At 52.1% G+C, this 14552-nt stretch carries 14 protein-coding genes; 3 read left to right on the top strand and 11 right to left on the bottom strand.

The window, feature by feature from the left end:
* Nucleotides 1-252: 252 nt before the first annotated feature.
* The 7 genes from QZJ86_RS19095 to QZJ86_RS19065 form a co-directional block, all read right to left on the bottom strand.
* Nucleotides 253-1497 carry an SGNH/GDSL hydrolase family protein gene (locus tag QZJ86_RS19095; RefSeq protein WP_301672095.1) on the bottom strand — a complete coding sequence of 415 codons (1245 nt, stop codon included), beginning with the start codon at nt 1495-1497 and terminating at the stop codon, nt 253-255.
* A gap of 105 nt (nt 1498-1602) precedes the next feature.
* A complete protein-coding gene (locus tag QZJ86_RS19090; RefSeq protein WP_301672094.1) occupies nt 1603-1833 on the bottom strand; it encodes a hypothetical protein in 231 nt (76 codons plus the stop codon).
* 8 nt (nt 1834-1841) lie between these two features.
* Complete coding sequence (locus tag QZJ86_RS19085) at nt 1842-2321, bottom strand: Tse2 family ADP-ribosyltransferase toxin (protein ID WP_301672093.1); 480 nt, start codon at nt 2319-2321, stop codon at nt 1842-1844.
* Nucleotides 2322-2670: 349 nt separating this feature from the next.
* Nucleotides 2671-4089: an ATP-binding protein gene (locus QZJ86_RS19080; RefSeq protein ID WP_301672092.1), complete on the bottom strand. Its 1419-nt coding sequence runs from the start codon at nt 4087-4089 to the stop codon at nt 2671-2673.
* Nucleotides 4089-4748, bottom strand: coding sequence for a response regulator (locus QZJ86_RS19075; protein WP_301672091.1), 660 nt, complete (start codon nt 4746-4748; stop codon nt 4089-4091). The genes QZJ86_RS19080 and QZJ86_RS19075 overlap by 1 nt, the downstream gene beginning before the upstream one ends.
* Nucleotides 4749-4862: 114 nt before the next feature.
* A complete protein-coding gene (locus tag QZJ86_RS19070) occupies nt 4863-7343 on the bottom strand; it encodes an ABC transporter permease (protein ID WP_301672090.1) in 2481 nt (826 codons plus the stop codon).
* Nucleotides 7340-8032, bottom strand: a complete 693-nt coding sequence (locus QZJ86_RS19065; RefSeq protein WP_301672089.1) for an ABC transporter ATP-binding protein — start codon at nt 8030-8032, stop codon at nt 7340-7342. Before QZJ86_RS19065 ends, QZJ86_RS19070 begins: the two co-directional genes overlap by 4 nt.
* On the opposite strand from QZJ86_RS19065, the gene QZJ86_RS19060 reads away from it, so the two are divergent.
* Entirely contained in the window at nt 8031-8633 is a 603-nt protein-coding gene (locus QZJ86_RS19060) for an arylesterase (RefSeq protein WP_301672088.1), read from the top strand. The two genes, QZJ86_RS19065 and QZJ86_RS19060, sit on opposite strands and share 2 nt — an antisense overlap.
* Nucleotides 8634-8673: 40 nt before the next feature.
* Here QZJ86_RS19060 and tatA read toward each other — a convergent pair whose 3' ends face one another.
* Entirely contained in the window at nt 8674-8892 is a 219-nt protein-coding gene (gene tatA, locus QZJ86_RS19055; RefSeq protein WP_301672087.1) for a twin-arginine translocase TatA/TatE family subunit, read from the bottom strand.
* Nucleotides 8893-8971: 79 nt separating this feature from the next.
* Between tatA and QZJ86_RS19050 the strand changes: the two genes are divergently transcribed.
* The gene (locus QZJ86_RS19050) at nt 8972-9421 is read left to right on the top strand and encodes a hypothetical protein (RefSeq protein WP_301672086.1); all 450 of its coding nucleotides are present in this window, start codon (nt 8972-8974) and stop codon (nt 9419-9421) included.
* 811 nt (nt 9422-10232) lie between these two features.
* On the opposite strand, the gene QZJ86_RS19045 is transcribed toward QZJ86_RS19050, so the two are convergent.
* On the bottom strand, nt 10233-11264 hold the full coding sequence (locus QZJ86_RS19045) for a glycosyltransferase (protein ID WP_301672085.1): 1032 nt from the start codon (nt 11262-11264) through the stop codon (nt 10233-10235).
* 81 nt (nt 11265-11345) lie between these two features.
* Entirely contained in the window at nt 11346-12440 is a 1095-nt protein-coding gene (locus QZJ86_RS19040; RefSeq protein ID WP_301672084.1) for a GNAT family N-acetyltransferase, read from the bottom strand.
* 786 nt (nt 12441-13226) lie between these two features.
* Here QZJ86_RS19040 and QZJ86_RS19035 point away from each other — a divergent pair.
* Nucleotides 13227-14303, top strand: coding sequence for a sigma-54 interaction domain-containing protein (locus QZJ86_RS19035; protein WP_301672082.1), 1077 nt, complete (start codon nt 13227-13229; stop codon nt 14301-14303).
* A gap of 2 nt (nt 14304-14305) precedes the next feature.
* Here the strand turns inward: QZJ86_RS19035 and QZJ86_RS19030 are convergent, their stop codons facing one another.
* Nucleotides 14306-14443, bottom strand: a complete 138-nt coding sequence (locus QZJ86_RS19030) for a hypothetical protein (RefSeq protein WP_301672081.1) — start codon at nt 14441-14443, stop codon at nt 14306-14308.
* Between the last annotated feature and the right edge of the window lie 109 nt (nt 14444-14552).

The raw sequence follows: 14552 nt of genomic DNA, 5'->3' as shown, positions 1-14552 counted from the left end.
AGAAACGGGGCAGAGATTAGACCATATTGCGAGGAAAAGCAGAACCGGACATTAGCGCCTATCTCGCCGCCACGAAATGTTTTAAGTCGTTTATGTGTTTGTCGAGCTCTTGCCATATAGGCTTTACTGCAAGCCGTCCAGGTTTTTCCGCTGAGTCTCGGCTTTTCAAGGTGGGGCTGATACTTGAAGAAGAGCACCGGGCCGCCGTTGCGGCTCCGGTGTATCGCCAAATTGGATATTTTCTGTCGCGTGTTAATCGTCGAACGGCTCAATCACTTGCTTGATCTGCCGTGCGCGGTCAATGAGAGCGTTAGCGTCCACTTTGGCGATTTTTTTGCTCCGTTGCGCCTTGACCTCATGAATAAAGGCATGGAGGGCGTGGCCATTATGTTCAGGCTCGTCTCCGTGGTGTCGATTGGTTATTGCAAGCTTGGCAAGCAGAGATCTCTCAATACCCTTATGCAGATCAAGGTCGATTACTTGTTGACGAAGATCGTCCAATAGACCAGCGATCAGCGTTAAGCGGATTTGATTTGCTAAGACGGCATGAAATGCCGTGGTAGGGTGCTCGTTATCCCAAAACACATATGCTTCGGGAGTGTCGCAGACGGTGTCCGTTGGGCTGGCGGGCACAACAAAACCGGTGTAGCAGGGTTCCGTGGCATTGCTTAAGCCAAACGCGGCTGGATTGCCGACGACTTCCCTCAGGAACGAGAAGGTATCGAACCGGATGATATTGACATCATTGGTGCTGGCAATCTCGTCCAGTACTTGATCCAAGGTCTGGTTATAACGAGTGGCCAGGGCCGTTGCGGTGTCGGAGACCAGGGTGGAATTCGGCGGGTTACGAGTGAATACCCTTGGAACCACGCCTAAATCCGGCAGATTGGGCACGAGTATGTCCCGCGCCCCGGCGTCGATGAAGGCTTGAATACTATTGCGGATACCTTGTACCGCTTGATCGCTCATGGGTTTCGTGGCTGCGAAACCTTGGACGATCGTTCTGCCGATTAAGTCCGACATATCGTTTGAGCCCGAGAAAACAATATAGAGTCCATGCGGGTCGTTAATGGCCTGATCGACGAAGGCTTGGCGCTGCAGGTTTAATGTCCATGGATACCGGCCTGGGGTAAATCCGCCAGCCGTCGGCGGATTTTCGACAATATTGTAATTGGTCCTGGTCCCGCCATAGGCGAAATTAGTGCCGCCCCCGTCCGATGAACTGGCGGTTAAACATCCTCCTAGTTTTTCCGCTAGCAAGCCCGTGTAGACCTCGCCATTGGAAAAGCGGCCCGAGAAATAGTGATCGTCAGCCGGTGAACCAGTTCCAGTAAGAGTCGTCGTTGCCTGAAATAAATTTCCTTGATCGGCTAGGCTATCGCCTAGCACATAAATATCGCTAAAAGCGCCATGGTCGCAGGAGTCTGCGAGCGTCGCGAAGGGAGTAAGCAGAGCCAGTGCCGGTAAAAGTTTCGACAACCCCGTTTTTTTTATCATGATCTTGCCTCCAAGATGCGGTTATTGGTAAGGAATATTCGAGAGATTTTGATTGTGTGGCGCCTACTATTTACGATTGGAAGAACGAGTAGCTTTGCCATATGTTTATAAAGACCACTGAATAAGTTCTTCGTATGTCGGTAGTTCGCCATATTTACTGCGTGCCGCTTCATAGGCTGTCTTAAGATCGTCTGCGGCCAAATCGAAAGCGACAAGCAGTTGTTCTAATTCCGCCGAATTGCCAAGTTCATCGTCTTCCAAGCGTTTATCGATGGCTTTAATTTCTGCAGAGACACATTGAATTGCGACCATTAAGGTCTGAGGTTTGAGTGGCATATTTATTCCTAAAGTCCACGCGCTTTTTCCCATTGGCGTCGGATCGAGTTGCGAACGAAGTTGTCAAGTTGCCCCATGAGTGCCTCCTTAAACATGGGCTTTGCCGGCATGATCGTATAATGCGTTGCCTTTAACCGATCATTGTAGCTGTCTTTTTTTACCTTTAAGTCCGGGGGAATATCTGTTCCATCCGGAATTAAAAAATCGCCGTCGGATCGCCTTAGGACACCTTGGCGGTCAAACACGGATGTCCCTCCAGTGTCTGGGTCGTACATACCAGTTTCTTTGTTCGGTAGAATGTCGGGAGGTCGCGTATATGGTCCAGTGCCAGTCAGAACTTTAAACGTCGGATGCAGAATCGGCGCGATCTCGTCAGCGTTGGTCAAGTCTTTATCCGGCTTTAGATAACAACTTACGTCGGTGGAGTAGTTAGCTTTGAATATAGCTCTATACAACGCAATGGAGGTTTTTTCGAAGTCGTAATCCATCAGGGTATTTTCCATTCAGGGAAAGGGGCTTTCAACTTAACCTAATCTGCGCGACATGACTTGTCCAAGAGTCAGGCTCATGTGTCACATAACCTCTTTTGTGAATATAACTGTTGGTTTGCAAGACGGTTGTCCAGAAAGACCGCGCAAATTGCGGCAACAAATAACTGCCTTCTAAAAACCGAAGACAGATTCGATCAAAACTCCCGCACCGAGAATACTTGCGTTTATGGGATAAGGCAATTTTTTGTTAACGGCAAACATCGCCTGACGAATACGACTTGGGCCGATGCCCAGCCGTTCCGGCCTATCGAGAATGGCACGGCAAGACACCGGCCAATTTCGGCGGTCAATTAACCGGTTTATCCGCTAAACCGGCCAAATCCAGCTTCAAGATCGCTTTCAAACCGCCCAGCGTCGATTTGGCGAAACTAATGTCGGCGGCATGCAAGGCGACGATGCGTTGGGCAATCGACAGGCCCAGGCCGCTGCCCTCGACGCTATTGGCGGTTTCCACGCAGCGGTAGAAGCGTTGGGTAATACGTTGGTAATCGTCATCGGCCACGCCAGGGCCGCTATCGTCCACCGTTACCAGCAGCCGGTTTTTTTCGCGGCGGCAGGCCACCTTGATCTGACCTTCCACAGGCGAATATTTGATGGCGTTATCGATCAGGTTGCGCAGCAAGACCTGAAACAATTGCGGATTGGCGTCGATCAGCAAGTCCGGCTCGCCTTGCAGTTCGATATCGATGCGTTTGTCGCGGGCGGCATGATCCAGATCGGAAATAACTTCGATCAATGCCTGATTGGCGTCGACCGCTTGTTTGGCGATGCCGGCATGGTGATGCTGAACCCGCGACAAGGTCAGTAACTGCTGGACGGTGTGGGTCATGCGCGACACGGCTTGTTGGGCTTTTTGCAAGGCTTGCTTGCGCATCTGCGCGTCGTCGGTTTTTTGCGCCACCTGAATCTGCGTCAGCAGGCCGGCCAGCGGCGTGCGCAGCTCGTGCGAGGCATCGGAGGTAAAATTGCGTTCGTTGGCGAAGGCCTGCTCCAGCATCGCGAACAGAACATTGATTTGCTGCACGACCGGCAACATTTCCTCGGGCAGATGTTCCGTGGACAAGGGTTGCAGATAACCGGCCTCGCGACGGGCCAGCTCTTCCCGCAGATGATTGACCGGCGACAAGGTGCGGCTGACGATCAACCAGATCATCAGCCCCAAAATCGGTAGCGCAATCAGAAAGCCGATCACCTGCTGGCCGGCGATGCCTTCCACCAGTTGCCGGCGTATGTCGTCGCGCTGGCCGACATGAATCACATAATTGCCGTTTTCGGTACTCAAGCTGAACACATGCCAGAGCTGGCCGTCGAGCATGGTTTCGCTGTAACCGTTGCGGGTCAGCGACAGCGCAAATTCCGGCGCACTTTCCGAGCGCAACACCAGACCTTCCTTCACCGAACGTAATTGGAAGGCGATCCTGCGTTCGTATTTATGACCGAGGATGGGCGTGTCGAACAATTCCGGCGCTTTGTCATGCTCCCACAATTTGGTTAGCGCTCGTTGCCGGACCATGTTCTCGACGAAGGCATGTACCACCCGCGCCGATTGGGCCAATTCGGCGTTGAACAACTCGGTGATTTCGTCGCGAGTTTGTTTGTAATTGATATAGGCGGTGATGCCCCAGACCAATAACAGCGAGGACAACAGCGACAACAGCAGTTGCTTCTTCAGCGAGCGCGGCGCCAGGCGGAAACGCTTGGGCATCAGTTGTCGTCGATGATGTAACCGACGCCGCGGAGGGTGCGGATTAAATTGCTATCCAGTTTTTTGCGAAGATGGTGGATATGCACTTCCACCGCGTTGCTTTCCACTTCCGAGCCCCAGGCGTACAAGGATTCCTCCAGCCGGGCTCGAGAGATGACTTGGCCGATGTGTCCCATCAAATAGCTCAGTACCTCATATTCCTTCTGGGAAAGTTCGATCGGTTTGTCCTGGAAATACACCTGATGCGCGGCCGGATCGATGGTGACGCCTTTATGCTCCAGCAAGGGCAGGCTGTGGCCGTCGTGGCGGCGGGCTAGTGCCCGTAGTCGCGCGCAAATTTCCGCCAGATCGAAGGGCTTGGTGACGAAGTCGTCGGCACCGTTATCCAGTCCGGCCACCCGCTCGGCGACACCGTCGCGGGCGGTCAACACCAGCACCGGCGTACTGTCCTTGCGGCGGCGCAGGTTCTTCAACACACTCATGCCGTCCATGCGCGGCAGATTCAGGTCCAGCACGATCAAGTCGTAGTGATTCAATTTCAGTGCTTCGTCGGCCTGGGCGCCGTCGGTCAGCCAATCGACCGCATAGCCTTCCAAGGTCAAGCCGGCCTTGAGGCCGTCGCCCAAAATAGCGTCATCTTCTACCAATAACAATCGCATGATTTTATATGTGCCTTATGCTCGGATAATTAGCGTGGGCGGCATTGTAACAAGGAATTTGGGATTGTTAGTGTGCTGCCTTAGCGCTAAGTTTTGCATGCTATCCAAATACCATCACCGCCTCAACACCCGCAACGGCGGCTGCCTGACCACTTGCCGCACGCCCCAATAACCGGCCAAGCCTACGCAACTTGCACCGATGGCTGGCAATGTCCCCCATAAATAAAAACTGGGCCGGTAATCGATATGCATCACGCGGGTATAGAGCGCGTATAAAATCGCCTCGCTAGCCAGTGCCGCCAATATCCCCGCCAGCGTGCCGAGCAAGCCGAACTCGATGACATGGGTGGCTCGTAAAAAACCGCGCCGGGCGCCCAGCGTGCGCATCAGCGCGCCTTCGTAGATGCGTTGATCCAGCGTGGCGTAGACGGCGGCGAACAGCACGGTAAAGCCTGCAGCCAACGCAAAGTACAGCAACAGATTGATGGCCTTGGTGAGCTGGGTCAGGATCATCTTGAACTGCTTCAGGATCTGATCGACTTCCAGTACTGTGACGGCCGGATATTTTTTCAGCAGCGTCGTCAGCAGATTTTTTTGACCGTCGGCCAGATAGAAACTGGTCATGTACGTGGTGGGGAAATTATCCAGCGTGCCGGGCGAGAAGATCATGTAAAAGTTGGGCCGCATCGTGTCCCATTGTACGCTGCGGATATTGGCAACCTGGGCGTTGAATTGCGCGCTACCGACCGTGAAAGTCAGTTGATCGCCTAACTTGATTTTCAAGTTCTCCGCCAGTTTTTGCTCCACCGACACTAACCCCGGCTGCTCGGCTTGCCAGGCGTCGCCGGCAGTGGTTTTATTATCGTCCGGTAGTTGGGCGGTCCAGGTCAGGCTCAGCTCGCGTTGGGTAGCGCCTTCGCCTTGACTGTCTTTGCTGACGCGTTGCTGCACCGCTTCGTCGTTGACGGTCACCAGTCGCCCGCGCACCACCGGATAAAACCGGCTGCTGGCGATTTGGGCTTGCTGTAACTCGTCCTGAAATGCCTGTTGGCGTTCCGGGAGGATATTCAAGGCAAAATGATTCGGCGCTTGTTCCGGCAATTGCTGTTGCCAGTTGTCGATCAAATCGCTACGCACGCTAAAGCTCAGCGCCATCGCGGTCAGTGTGATGCTAAAGGCCAAAATCTGGCTGATGCTGGCCTGCCGGTTTCTCAGCAAGCCTTGCAGGCCAAAGCGCCAATTCAGACCCATGCGCGGTAAAAGCTTGCGGGCCAGCAATAACAAACCATAAATCGCCGCGCCCAAACCCAATAAGGCCAGCATGCCTACGCCCAATATCGTGGCAGTCATTTTCGGATCGTCGGTATAGCGCCAGATCAATGTGCCGATGATGGACAGCGCCAAGCCGTAAATCAACCAGCCGCTGGTGGGCAACGGTTCCAGCTCCCGGCGCAATACCCGCAACGGCGAGACCTTTTGTAAACGCAGCAGCGGCGGCAAAGCAAAGCCTAGCAAAATCGCCAAACCGGTGATGAAACCGAAAAACACCGCCAACCAACTAGGGCTGGCCAATTCTTCTGGCAGTAAGGTCTTTAACAGCTCAAACAAACCGAACTGTGCCAGCCAGCCCAGCCCGCAGCCGACACCGCTAGCCAGTAGCCCCAGCACCAGAAACTGACAGCCATACAGCCAGAGAATTTCCGATTGCTTGCAGCCCAGGCAACGCAGCAGCGCGGTAGCGTTGAAATGCCGTTCGGTGTAGCGACGGGTCGCCATCGCGATCGCTACGCCGGCGATCAAGATCACCACGATGCTGGACAGGCCCAGATAGCGCTCGGCGCGCTCCAACGCCGAGCCCAGTTCCGGCCGGTCGTTATGAATATCCAGAATTTTCTGCGAGGGGTTTAGTTGCGGTTTCAACCAATCCTTGAAGGTCGTCAACGTCTGTTCGTCACCGCCGAACTGGAACGCGTAACGCACGCGGCTGCCGGGTTGAATCACGCCGGTGGCCGCCAAGTCGGCTTGGTTGATCATCACCCGTGGCGAAAAGCTGTAAAAGTCGCCGCGTTTGTCCGGTTCATAACTCAATACCCGGCTAATGATCAGGGCTTTTTCGCCTACGGTCAGCGTGTCGCCGATCCGCAGTTTCAGCGCCGGCAGGATGCGTTTGTCCACCCAGGCGGAATTCGGTTCCGGGCCTTGGCTGACCACAGTTTCATCTTGCGACTCGGCATTGCTGGTTTTCAATTGGCCGCGTAGTGGATAGCCGCTGCTGACGGCTTTCACCGAGGCCAGCAGCATTTCGTTGTTTTCCAACAGTACGCTGGCAAATTCGCTGGTTTGCGAGCGGGATAGGCCCAATTCGTCGGCCTTGGTCAGCCAAATTTCGTCGATGGCCGCCGGCGCTGCTACGACCAGATCGCCCGCTAAAAACTCGGCGGCTTGCACCGTCATCGTCCGTTGCAGCCGGTCGGCAAATAGCGAGATGGCCGTGGAACTGCTCACCGCAATCAACAAAGCCAACAGCAATAAGGTCAATTCGCCGGAACGGCTGTCGCGCCACAACAGCTTCAGCGCCAGATTAAAGCGCGTCATACCAGGCTCCCGGCGTCCAGGCGGATCGTGCGCTGGCAACGCGTCGCCAGTGACATGTCGTGGGTTACCAGGATCAATGTGGTATGTTGTTCCTGATTGAGTTCGAACAACAGATCGATGATATGCGCGCCGGTCTTGCTGTCCAGATTGCCGGTCGGCTCGTCGGCGAACAGAATCGCCGGCCGGGTGACAAAAGCCCGCGCCAGCGCCACCCGTTGCTGCTCTCCGCCGGACAATTGCTTGGGCGTATGCGTCAAACGATGCGATAAACCGACCCGGTCCAGCAAGGCGCTGGCTGCGGTCTCGGCATGATCATGGCCGCTCAATTCCAGCGGCAACATGACGTTTTCCAAGGCCGTGAGACCCGGCAGTAGTTGAAACGACTGGAACACGAAGCCGACCAGTTCGTTGCGTAATACAGCCCGACCGTCTTCGTCGAGCTTGGTCAGGTCGAGGCCATTGATGACCACCTTGCCGGTGCTCGGCGTATCGAGGCCGGCCAGCAGGCTGAGCAATGTGGATTTGCCGGAACCGGATTCGCCGACGATGGCGAGGCTCTCGCCCGGCTTGATGATTAAATCCACCGATGACAAGATATGCAGCGAGCCTTCGGAGGTCGGAACCGTTTTACCGAGTTGTTCGGTAACGATGATGGGGGAAATAGTCTTATCAATATGAGTGTTTAACATGTATAGCGTGGTCCTTGCCGTTGTCCTGGGTTTGTTGCCTTTAACCGCGATGGCGAAATCGATAGTGGTGTTGGGAGACAGTATTAGTGCCGGTTACGGCATCGAAGTTCAGAAAGGTTGGGTGGCGCTGCTGCAAAAAAAGCTGGCCGACCAGCGTAGCGACTATGTTATCAGCAACGAAAGCATCAGCGGCGATACTTCGGCCGGCGGTTTGGCGCGGCTGGATCAGATTTTGGCTAGACATAAACCGGCAATTTTATTGCTGGAGCTAGGCGCTAACGATGGCTTGCGAGGTTTGTCGCCGCAAGAAATGAAAAACAATCTGACCGAAATCGTCCAGCGTTCGCAAAAAGCCGGTTCCAAGGTCATGTTGCTGGCAATGAAAATTCCGCCCAATTACGGCAAACGTTATATCGAGATGTTTTACCAAATCTATCCGCAGCTATCCGCCGAACTGAAGATTCCGTATGTACCGTTTATCTTGGAAGAAGTGGCGTTGAAGCCTGAACTGATGCAGGCTGACGGGGTACACCCGAATGAACAGGCTCAGCCCATAGTTGCCGAGAAAATCTGGCCGTATCTGCAACCATTGTTGAATTAGGCGGCCGGCGGCGCTATATGCGCCGCCGCGCAACTGGATTTCATCGTTTATGTTTTTCCTGGTCTGCGATCACTTCGGCGGCTAGTTGCTCGCCTTCGACAGCGGCTATTGCTGTAATCTCTTCGCCTTCCTTGACGGCGTTGCGAAAACCCTTGATCGCGTCGCCTAGATCGGAGCCAACGCTTTTCAGACGTTTGGTGCCAAATACCAAGACCACGATGGCCAATACTACTAATAGATGGGGGACGCTCAAGCCCATTTTTTACTCCCGATAACATTTTCGATGAATTGAAGCGCAGCTTTATAAGCGACCGTATTAAGCCCGGCCAGGCTGCGGGGTGGGGCTGGATTTGGGTAATCCGGCCAATGTTTTAGTTTTTCGATTTTTGGGTAAAGCAACAGATCAGGTTCAAACACATTTTGTATGTGCAGTTTATTATCTGTCGGCAGACCTTTCTAAGCCATGTTCTCTAGCGCTAGCCTTCGCTTACGGTTTTCAAATGGCTTACCGGCTTCGTACCATCACAAATTACAGCAATACGGATGCCAAACTTGAATCAAAGTCATCCGAGCACTTACGCATTAGGGCTGAAACCCTTCATGGGGCTGCTGCTAGCTGGCTGCTGGCTGCTGGTCAAATAGCGATAACAGACGTTTACAAGAGTGCTGCAATGGATGCTGTTGCTGGCTGGCAATCAGTTAATCAACAGAATATGTTGTTTTTAGGGCAGTTGCTCGATCTGTCGAGTGCTAGGAACACTGCTGTTTGGTATGGAGTGTTCTTATAGCAATATGCGTTCAGCAGTTGCTGTTTGTTTATCAGCACGGTAGGTGGAATTATTTTATGACTTCTATAAAAATCAAATAGTTATAAGTTGGCCTGGATGATGCTTTGCATATCATGCAATGGTTTATGTCAGCGGTGAATTGTGCCGGCATCCTGTAACAATGGTGTCGACACTCGCAACGTTTGCCAGGGAAGGTGATCCAGTGGGATACGGACGACAAGCAGGATGGTCAATGGGGCAAGCGTAGGCATCTAGCTAAGGATGGTAGGACGTGGTTGTATGTGGCGTGCGGTTTCCACGATACATACAACCGGTTGCTTGTTCGTATTGAACTCAGGAGCCAGGCAGGCGCCATCCAAGGAAATGGATGGGACAAGGGAGTGCTGTTAACGGAGCAAAGTGGGGCGACGGTATTTAGGGGCCGTCGTCTCATCTTTGGTTAGGATAATCAGCAGGCCACGGAGTGGCTAACAGACTTAAACAGCAACTCTTCCTAGTGACGCTATTGGACATGCCGGCAGGCCAAGGGAATGACCTAAAACGGATGTTATAAGGACAGACCGGCAGGAGAAATGGATTGTTTTAGGGAGTCTCTATACATTTGGTTGCATTCAGGTGAGTCGACAATGTCTTCAGTTTGTCATACACCGCTTTTTTGGGCGTAGCCAATTGGTAGAGATTCTCTTGTTTGCATCCAGTTGACAGCTATCGACTTGATCATTGATGCAGGCAATGGCCATGCCGCATGCGGTTCAATTCCCCGCGAAAAAACGATCTGATGAGGGGTTTAATGTCACTTGTGTCAGTTTATTCACGCCTCATATGAATTATCGATATTCAACATCTTCCAATTTCCTGAAATATACTGCTGATAGTTTTCTTTGAATGGCTCTACCTGGTTGTATTCCCAATTTCCATATAGTTGGCCCAAATTGTTATAAAGGCTTCTGACCATTACTATGATGGGTACATAGAAATAGAGTCCGGTATTATTAAAACCATTCTGCTTTAATTTTTGTAGAACGGGATTAATTAAGGTCGTATACATAAAAGTCAGCATGAATAGACTTACCAGCCAAAATCCTGGAAAAAAGAATCCAACAAGAAATGAAATCATCCAAATGGCATGGTTTCGTAAATGGTAAAAGGCAGCTTGCAAGTTGGCCTGACCTATTCGCCCTGTTCCTTTGCCATATAAGTAATATTGTTTCGCTAATTTCTTTAAATTTGGCCGGGGTCGCCAGGAAATCACGGCATTTGGCGCTACGGCCACTCGGCATCCCAAAGCCTTGGCTCGTTGTGCAAAAAGAGTGTCCTCAGCGGTATAAAGCCATTCAGGATAGCCGCCTACTTCAACCCATATGCTTTTTCTAAACGCCGAATTTCTGCCGTGAAATACGCGATCTTCCTCGTTCGTTGAATTGCCGGATGTCGATAAAGCACCCGCGAAAAACTCAAATTGGTTGACGTGTTCTACTTTGCGTACGCCGGAAACCGCGCCATAGCTTGGGTCGTTCAACAGTGGTTTCACCAACTCTTCAAGCCATATCTGTTCCGGATGGCAACCCCCATCGGTTGCCGCGATAATGCTGGACCTGGCGCAACTGATTGCAATATTGCGGCCTCGGGCGATGTTCACGCCTTGTGCTACGACATAATGGATATTGGGATGACGCTGCGCATATTCCTTTAATATTTCTAAAGTTCCATCCGTCGAACCGCCGTCCACGATTATTATTTCATCGGCTTTACGAGTTTGAGATAAAAAACCATCCAGTAGGCCGCTTATACTGCCACGTTCGTTAAGAACCGTGGAAATGATCGCGACGGTTTCAGTCTGCATTTTAAATATCTCCAGCATTTATATGAAGTTAACGATACTAACGCAATTGCTGCGGGTTTTATGGTTTCAGAGTATATCGAATTATAATGGGTGATCGAAATAATCGCCGTCTATTCCACTTCGATACCAGTTTTGCAAAACAGTATCGGGCAGTGGCTGTTCGCTATAGATTTGATAACGGTTGCCGTGCGAGGCAAGCGGCTCGTAGCCCAACTTGCGGAACAATGCCGTCAAACTCGGTGATGCTACTTCCAGATTGCCCCAACTGATGCCGTCATTCCGCCAGTAGTCGAGCAAATGGTACAGCAAGGCCTGTAAGGCGGTTTCGTCGTCTAGCGAGTAAAATACGTCCCGCAACACCGCCATGCTGATCGAGTCCGAAAAGTCTTGTCGGTGCCAAATCGCGTATGCCCGCAGTTGGCCGGAAGCATCCCGTAGCGCGAACAATCTTAACGCGCAAGTGGGAAAATCGAACAGCCGCCAGTTTAAATAGCGGCTGCTGCGCTCCAGGCAAGATAGATAAGCGGGTTTGGCGCGCGCCCATAAGTCATCGAATTCGGCTTCGCAACGCAGCACTTCTTGTAGCTGAAAGCCGCCGCTACGCAGTTTCCAATTCCGCAGGCGCAAACTAAGGTCTGACAAACTGCCTAGCCAGTGGCCTAGGGTTTTGCCGGCCCGCTTTTCCCAAGAGCCGCGATAGCCGACCCGCAGCCGGAAAAAATCGTTGCTGTCGCCGCCGATTTCGACGAAGCCGCATTTTCTAAAGGCTTTTTGTGTAATAACGCCAGCGGTAACGCTGCCATTGATGGGCGCCAATATGCGGCTACGCTCGATTAATTGGGTAGCTAGTCCTTGTCCTCTAAAAAGCTGGTCGACACAGGTATTGGAGCCAAAAGCGATCAGCATCGATTCGCCGTTCAGCCACCAAGGTTGGACAAACATTGCCCTAAAACCGACTAAACGCTGATTCATCCAGACGCCGGCGCCAATACAGGCTAGTGAGTCTTGCCAAGGATTATGCGTGATGCGCCGCTCGAACCATTGGGCGATATATTCAGGATGCTGCCTGAACTCCTCGAAATTCTCAACCGCAATCTGGACGGCTTCCGGGATATCCGCAGGCTGGAGCGGTCGGTAGACGAAATTGGCTGGGATATCGTTCGCGGTATCGGGCATGTTATGTTTCCAATGGAAATGATGAAGGCAGCATAGAGGTTTTGGCTTGAAAAACACGTTTGCGCAAAGGAGGCCTCTAAAACGCTGTGCCTATTATTAGCGTAAATCAGTCTGGCAGCAAACCGCGTAGGCACCTTGTGCCGGAGCCATTGTTTGGATGTTGTTTTATCGATAGTCGATCAATTAACTGTGTCCGTTAGTTGGTTTTTGGCTGCACGGAGAAATGCCAATGTGTCTGTTTGGCAAAGAATAGCTATTGATTTGTGGCTCGCTCAACTGCCGTCATATCCAGGCAGCCACAGTGTTAGCTTGTCCATAGAGCTGCAAAACCCAAAGCTATTCCTTTGCGACTAAGAAGCAAGGTCTTGTTCGGAGTGGTTTAGGCGTCTCAAATTCAACAGCGGACTGCTGGAATATCACCACATAATCAGCAAAAGTTGTTGATAAAACAACAAATGGATTTCCCAAGGACGTATAATCCTTTATTATTACTCATTATGTGAAGTGGCATGGACTGTGCTTAATGTCTGTTATGCCGCTGTTATTAGCCGAACACCAATTCGGCACATTCACCTCTGCTGACCGGATCGCCGGAAGCCAGTGTGTCCCTTAAGGGACCGCTGGCTTTTTTTTGCCTGTGCCGAACGTGGCGATTGTTTTGCAAACGGTATTTAAGCTCGATTGGCGGCGCATAATGGCTTGTTTGGATCGTTTAATCAGGGAAAAGATTTTTCATGGATACATTTTTGGGCAGTAGTCTTGCTCTCGCAGTAAAGGGGAAACCGTATGACATTATTGGCTTTTGACGAACTGCAACTACGATCGCTGTCGCACTCGGTACGTGCCACGGCGATGGTGTTCGAGGATCCGGTTTCGCGGCGCTTATTGGAACACATAGAACGGATCGCACCTAGCGATGCCACCGTGTTGATTATCGGCGAGACGGGAACCGGCAAGGAATTGGTTGCCCGGCATATTCATGCGCTCAGTAAGCGTGCCAAGGGGCCATTCGGCGCGTTGAACTGCGCGGCACTCAGTGAAAACCTGATCGAAAGCGAATTGTTCGGTCACGAAAAAGGCGCTTTCACCGGCGCGTTAATGACCAAAGACGGTTGGTTCGAGACGGCCAACAAAGGTAGTTTGTTTTTGGATGAAGTCGGCGATCTGCCTTTGGGCTTGCAGGCTAAATTGCTGCGGGTGTTGCAGGAACGGGAAGTCGTCAAAGTCGGCTCTAGACAGCCGACGCCGGTGGATGTCAGAGTGATCGCCGCTACCAACGTCAATCTGGAAGAGGCGGTCGCGGCCTCGCATTTTCGTGCCGACCTTTATTATCGCTTCAATGTTGCGACCATACATTTGTCGCCGTTACGCGAACGTCCTGGCGATATTCTGCCCTTGGCGCGGCATTTCCTGAAGATTTACGGCGATAGGCTGGGCTACAGCGAAATCAAGCTGTCGCCGGCCACCGAACTGACCTTGCTGAATTACGATTGGCCCGGCAATATCCGTGAATTGGAAAACGCCGTGCATCGGGCATTACTCGTTTGCCCAGGCAATCGATTGCGTCCGGAGGATTTTAAATTATCCGGGGTAAGAATTTCGCAGGTGGGGCCGACAGTTTCGACCTCCTCTTTGGAAAGCGCTTTGCTGCGCTTATGCGAACAGGCACCGCCCAAACTGTTTGATATTATCGAGGAGACCGTGATCCGCACTGCGTTCGAGTTCTGCGAGGAAAATCAGGTGCAAACCGCCCGCTTGCTAGACATCAGCCGCAATGTGTTGCGCCACAAGCTAGGTCTTTACGGTATGCTGCCGAACGGTCAGAAAAAACTGGCCGGCACTTTCCAAGAAGCAGAGGCTTAAGGTCAGGCTTTAGCCGAAGTGTTGCGTTTTTTAAGCCCGAGGATACTCAGCATTCCACGCAGAAATAGCCAAGCCGCAGTGGGTAAGGTGGCTTTTAAATCGTGAGATTTAGCTTCGTCGATGACAGGTTCGAAAGCCATACCCAGCAAGCCTAAGAGGTGAATGCTCTGGTGGCTATCGAACCGACTCTAGCTTTATCGGTGCGTAGGATTGCGCTAGATATGACCTTTTCAAGGGACTCAAAATCAC

The organism is Methylomonas montana (genome assembly GCF_030490285.1).
GTDB lineage: Bacteria > Pseudomonadota > Gammaproteobacteria > Methylococcales > Methylomonadaceae > Methylomonas > Methylomonas montana.
The sequence above is the reverse complement of the archived record's forward strand: the minus strand, read 5'-3'. Positions and strand labels throughout refer to the sequence as shown.

What these genes read in the sequence shown, in the direction of transcription:
- QZJ86_RS19060 (WP_301672088.1), top strand. Translation starts at nt 8,031, where the DNA reads ATGTATAGCGTGGTCCTTGCCGTTGTCCTGGGTTTGTTGCCTTTAACC.
- QZJ86_RS19030 (WP_301672081.1), bottom strand. Translation starts at nt 14,443, where the DNA reads ATGGCTTTCGAACCTGTCATCGACGAAGCTAAATCTCACGATTTAAAA.
- QZJ86_RS19095 (WP_301672095.1), bottom strand. Translation starts at nt 1,497, where the DNA reads ATGATAAAAAAAACGGGGTTGTCGAAACTTTTACCGGCACTGGCTCTG.
- tatA (WP_301672087.1), bottom strand. Translation starts at nt 8,892, where the DNA reads ATGGGCTTGAGCGTCCCCCATCTATTAGTAGTATTGGCCATCGTGGTC.
- QZJ86_RS19090 (WP_301672094.1), bottom strand. Translation starts at nt 1,833, where the DNA reads ATGCCACTCAAACCTCAGACCTTAATGGTCGCAATTCAATGTGTCTCT.
- QZJ86_RS19075 (WP_301672091.1), bottom strand. Translation starts at nt 4,748, where the DNA reads ATGCGATTGTTATTGGTAGAAGATGACGCTATTTTGGGCGACGGCCTC.
- QZJ86_RS19035 (WP_301672082.1), top strand. Translation starts at nt 13,227, where the DNA reads ATGACATTATTGGCTTTTGACGAACTGCAACTACGATCGCTGTCGCAC.
- QZJ86_RS19070 (WP_301672090.1), bottom strand. Translation starts at nt 7,343, where the DNA reads ATGACGCGCTTTAATCTGGCGCTGAAGCTGTTGTGGCGCGACAGCCGT.
- QZJ86_RS19065 (WP_301672089.1), bottom strand. Translation starts at nt 8,032, where the DNA reads ATGTTAAACACTCATATTGATAAGACTATTTCCCCCATCATCGTTACC.
- QZJ86_RS19085 (WP_301672093.1), bottom strand. Translation starts at nt 2,321, where the DNA reads ATGGATTACGACTTCGAAAAAACCTCCATTGCGTTGTATAGAGCTATA.
- QZJ86_RS19040 (WP_301672084.1), bottom strand. Translation starts at nt 12,440, where the DNA reads ATGCCCGATACCGCGAACGATATCCCAGCCAATTTCGTCTACCGACCG.
- QZJ86_RS19080 (WP_301672092.1), bottom strand. Translation starts at nt 4,089, where the DNA reads ATGCCCAAGCGTTTCCGCCTGGCGCCGCGCTCGCTGAAGAAGCAACTG.
- QZJ86_RS19045 (WP_301672085.1), bottom strand. Translation starts at nt 11,264, where the DNA reads ATGCAGACTGAAACCGTCGCGATCATTTCCACGGTTCTTAACGAACGT.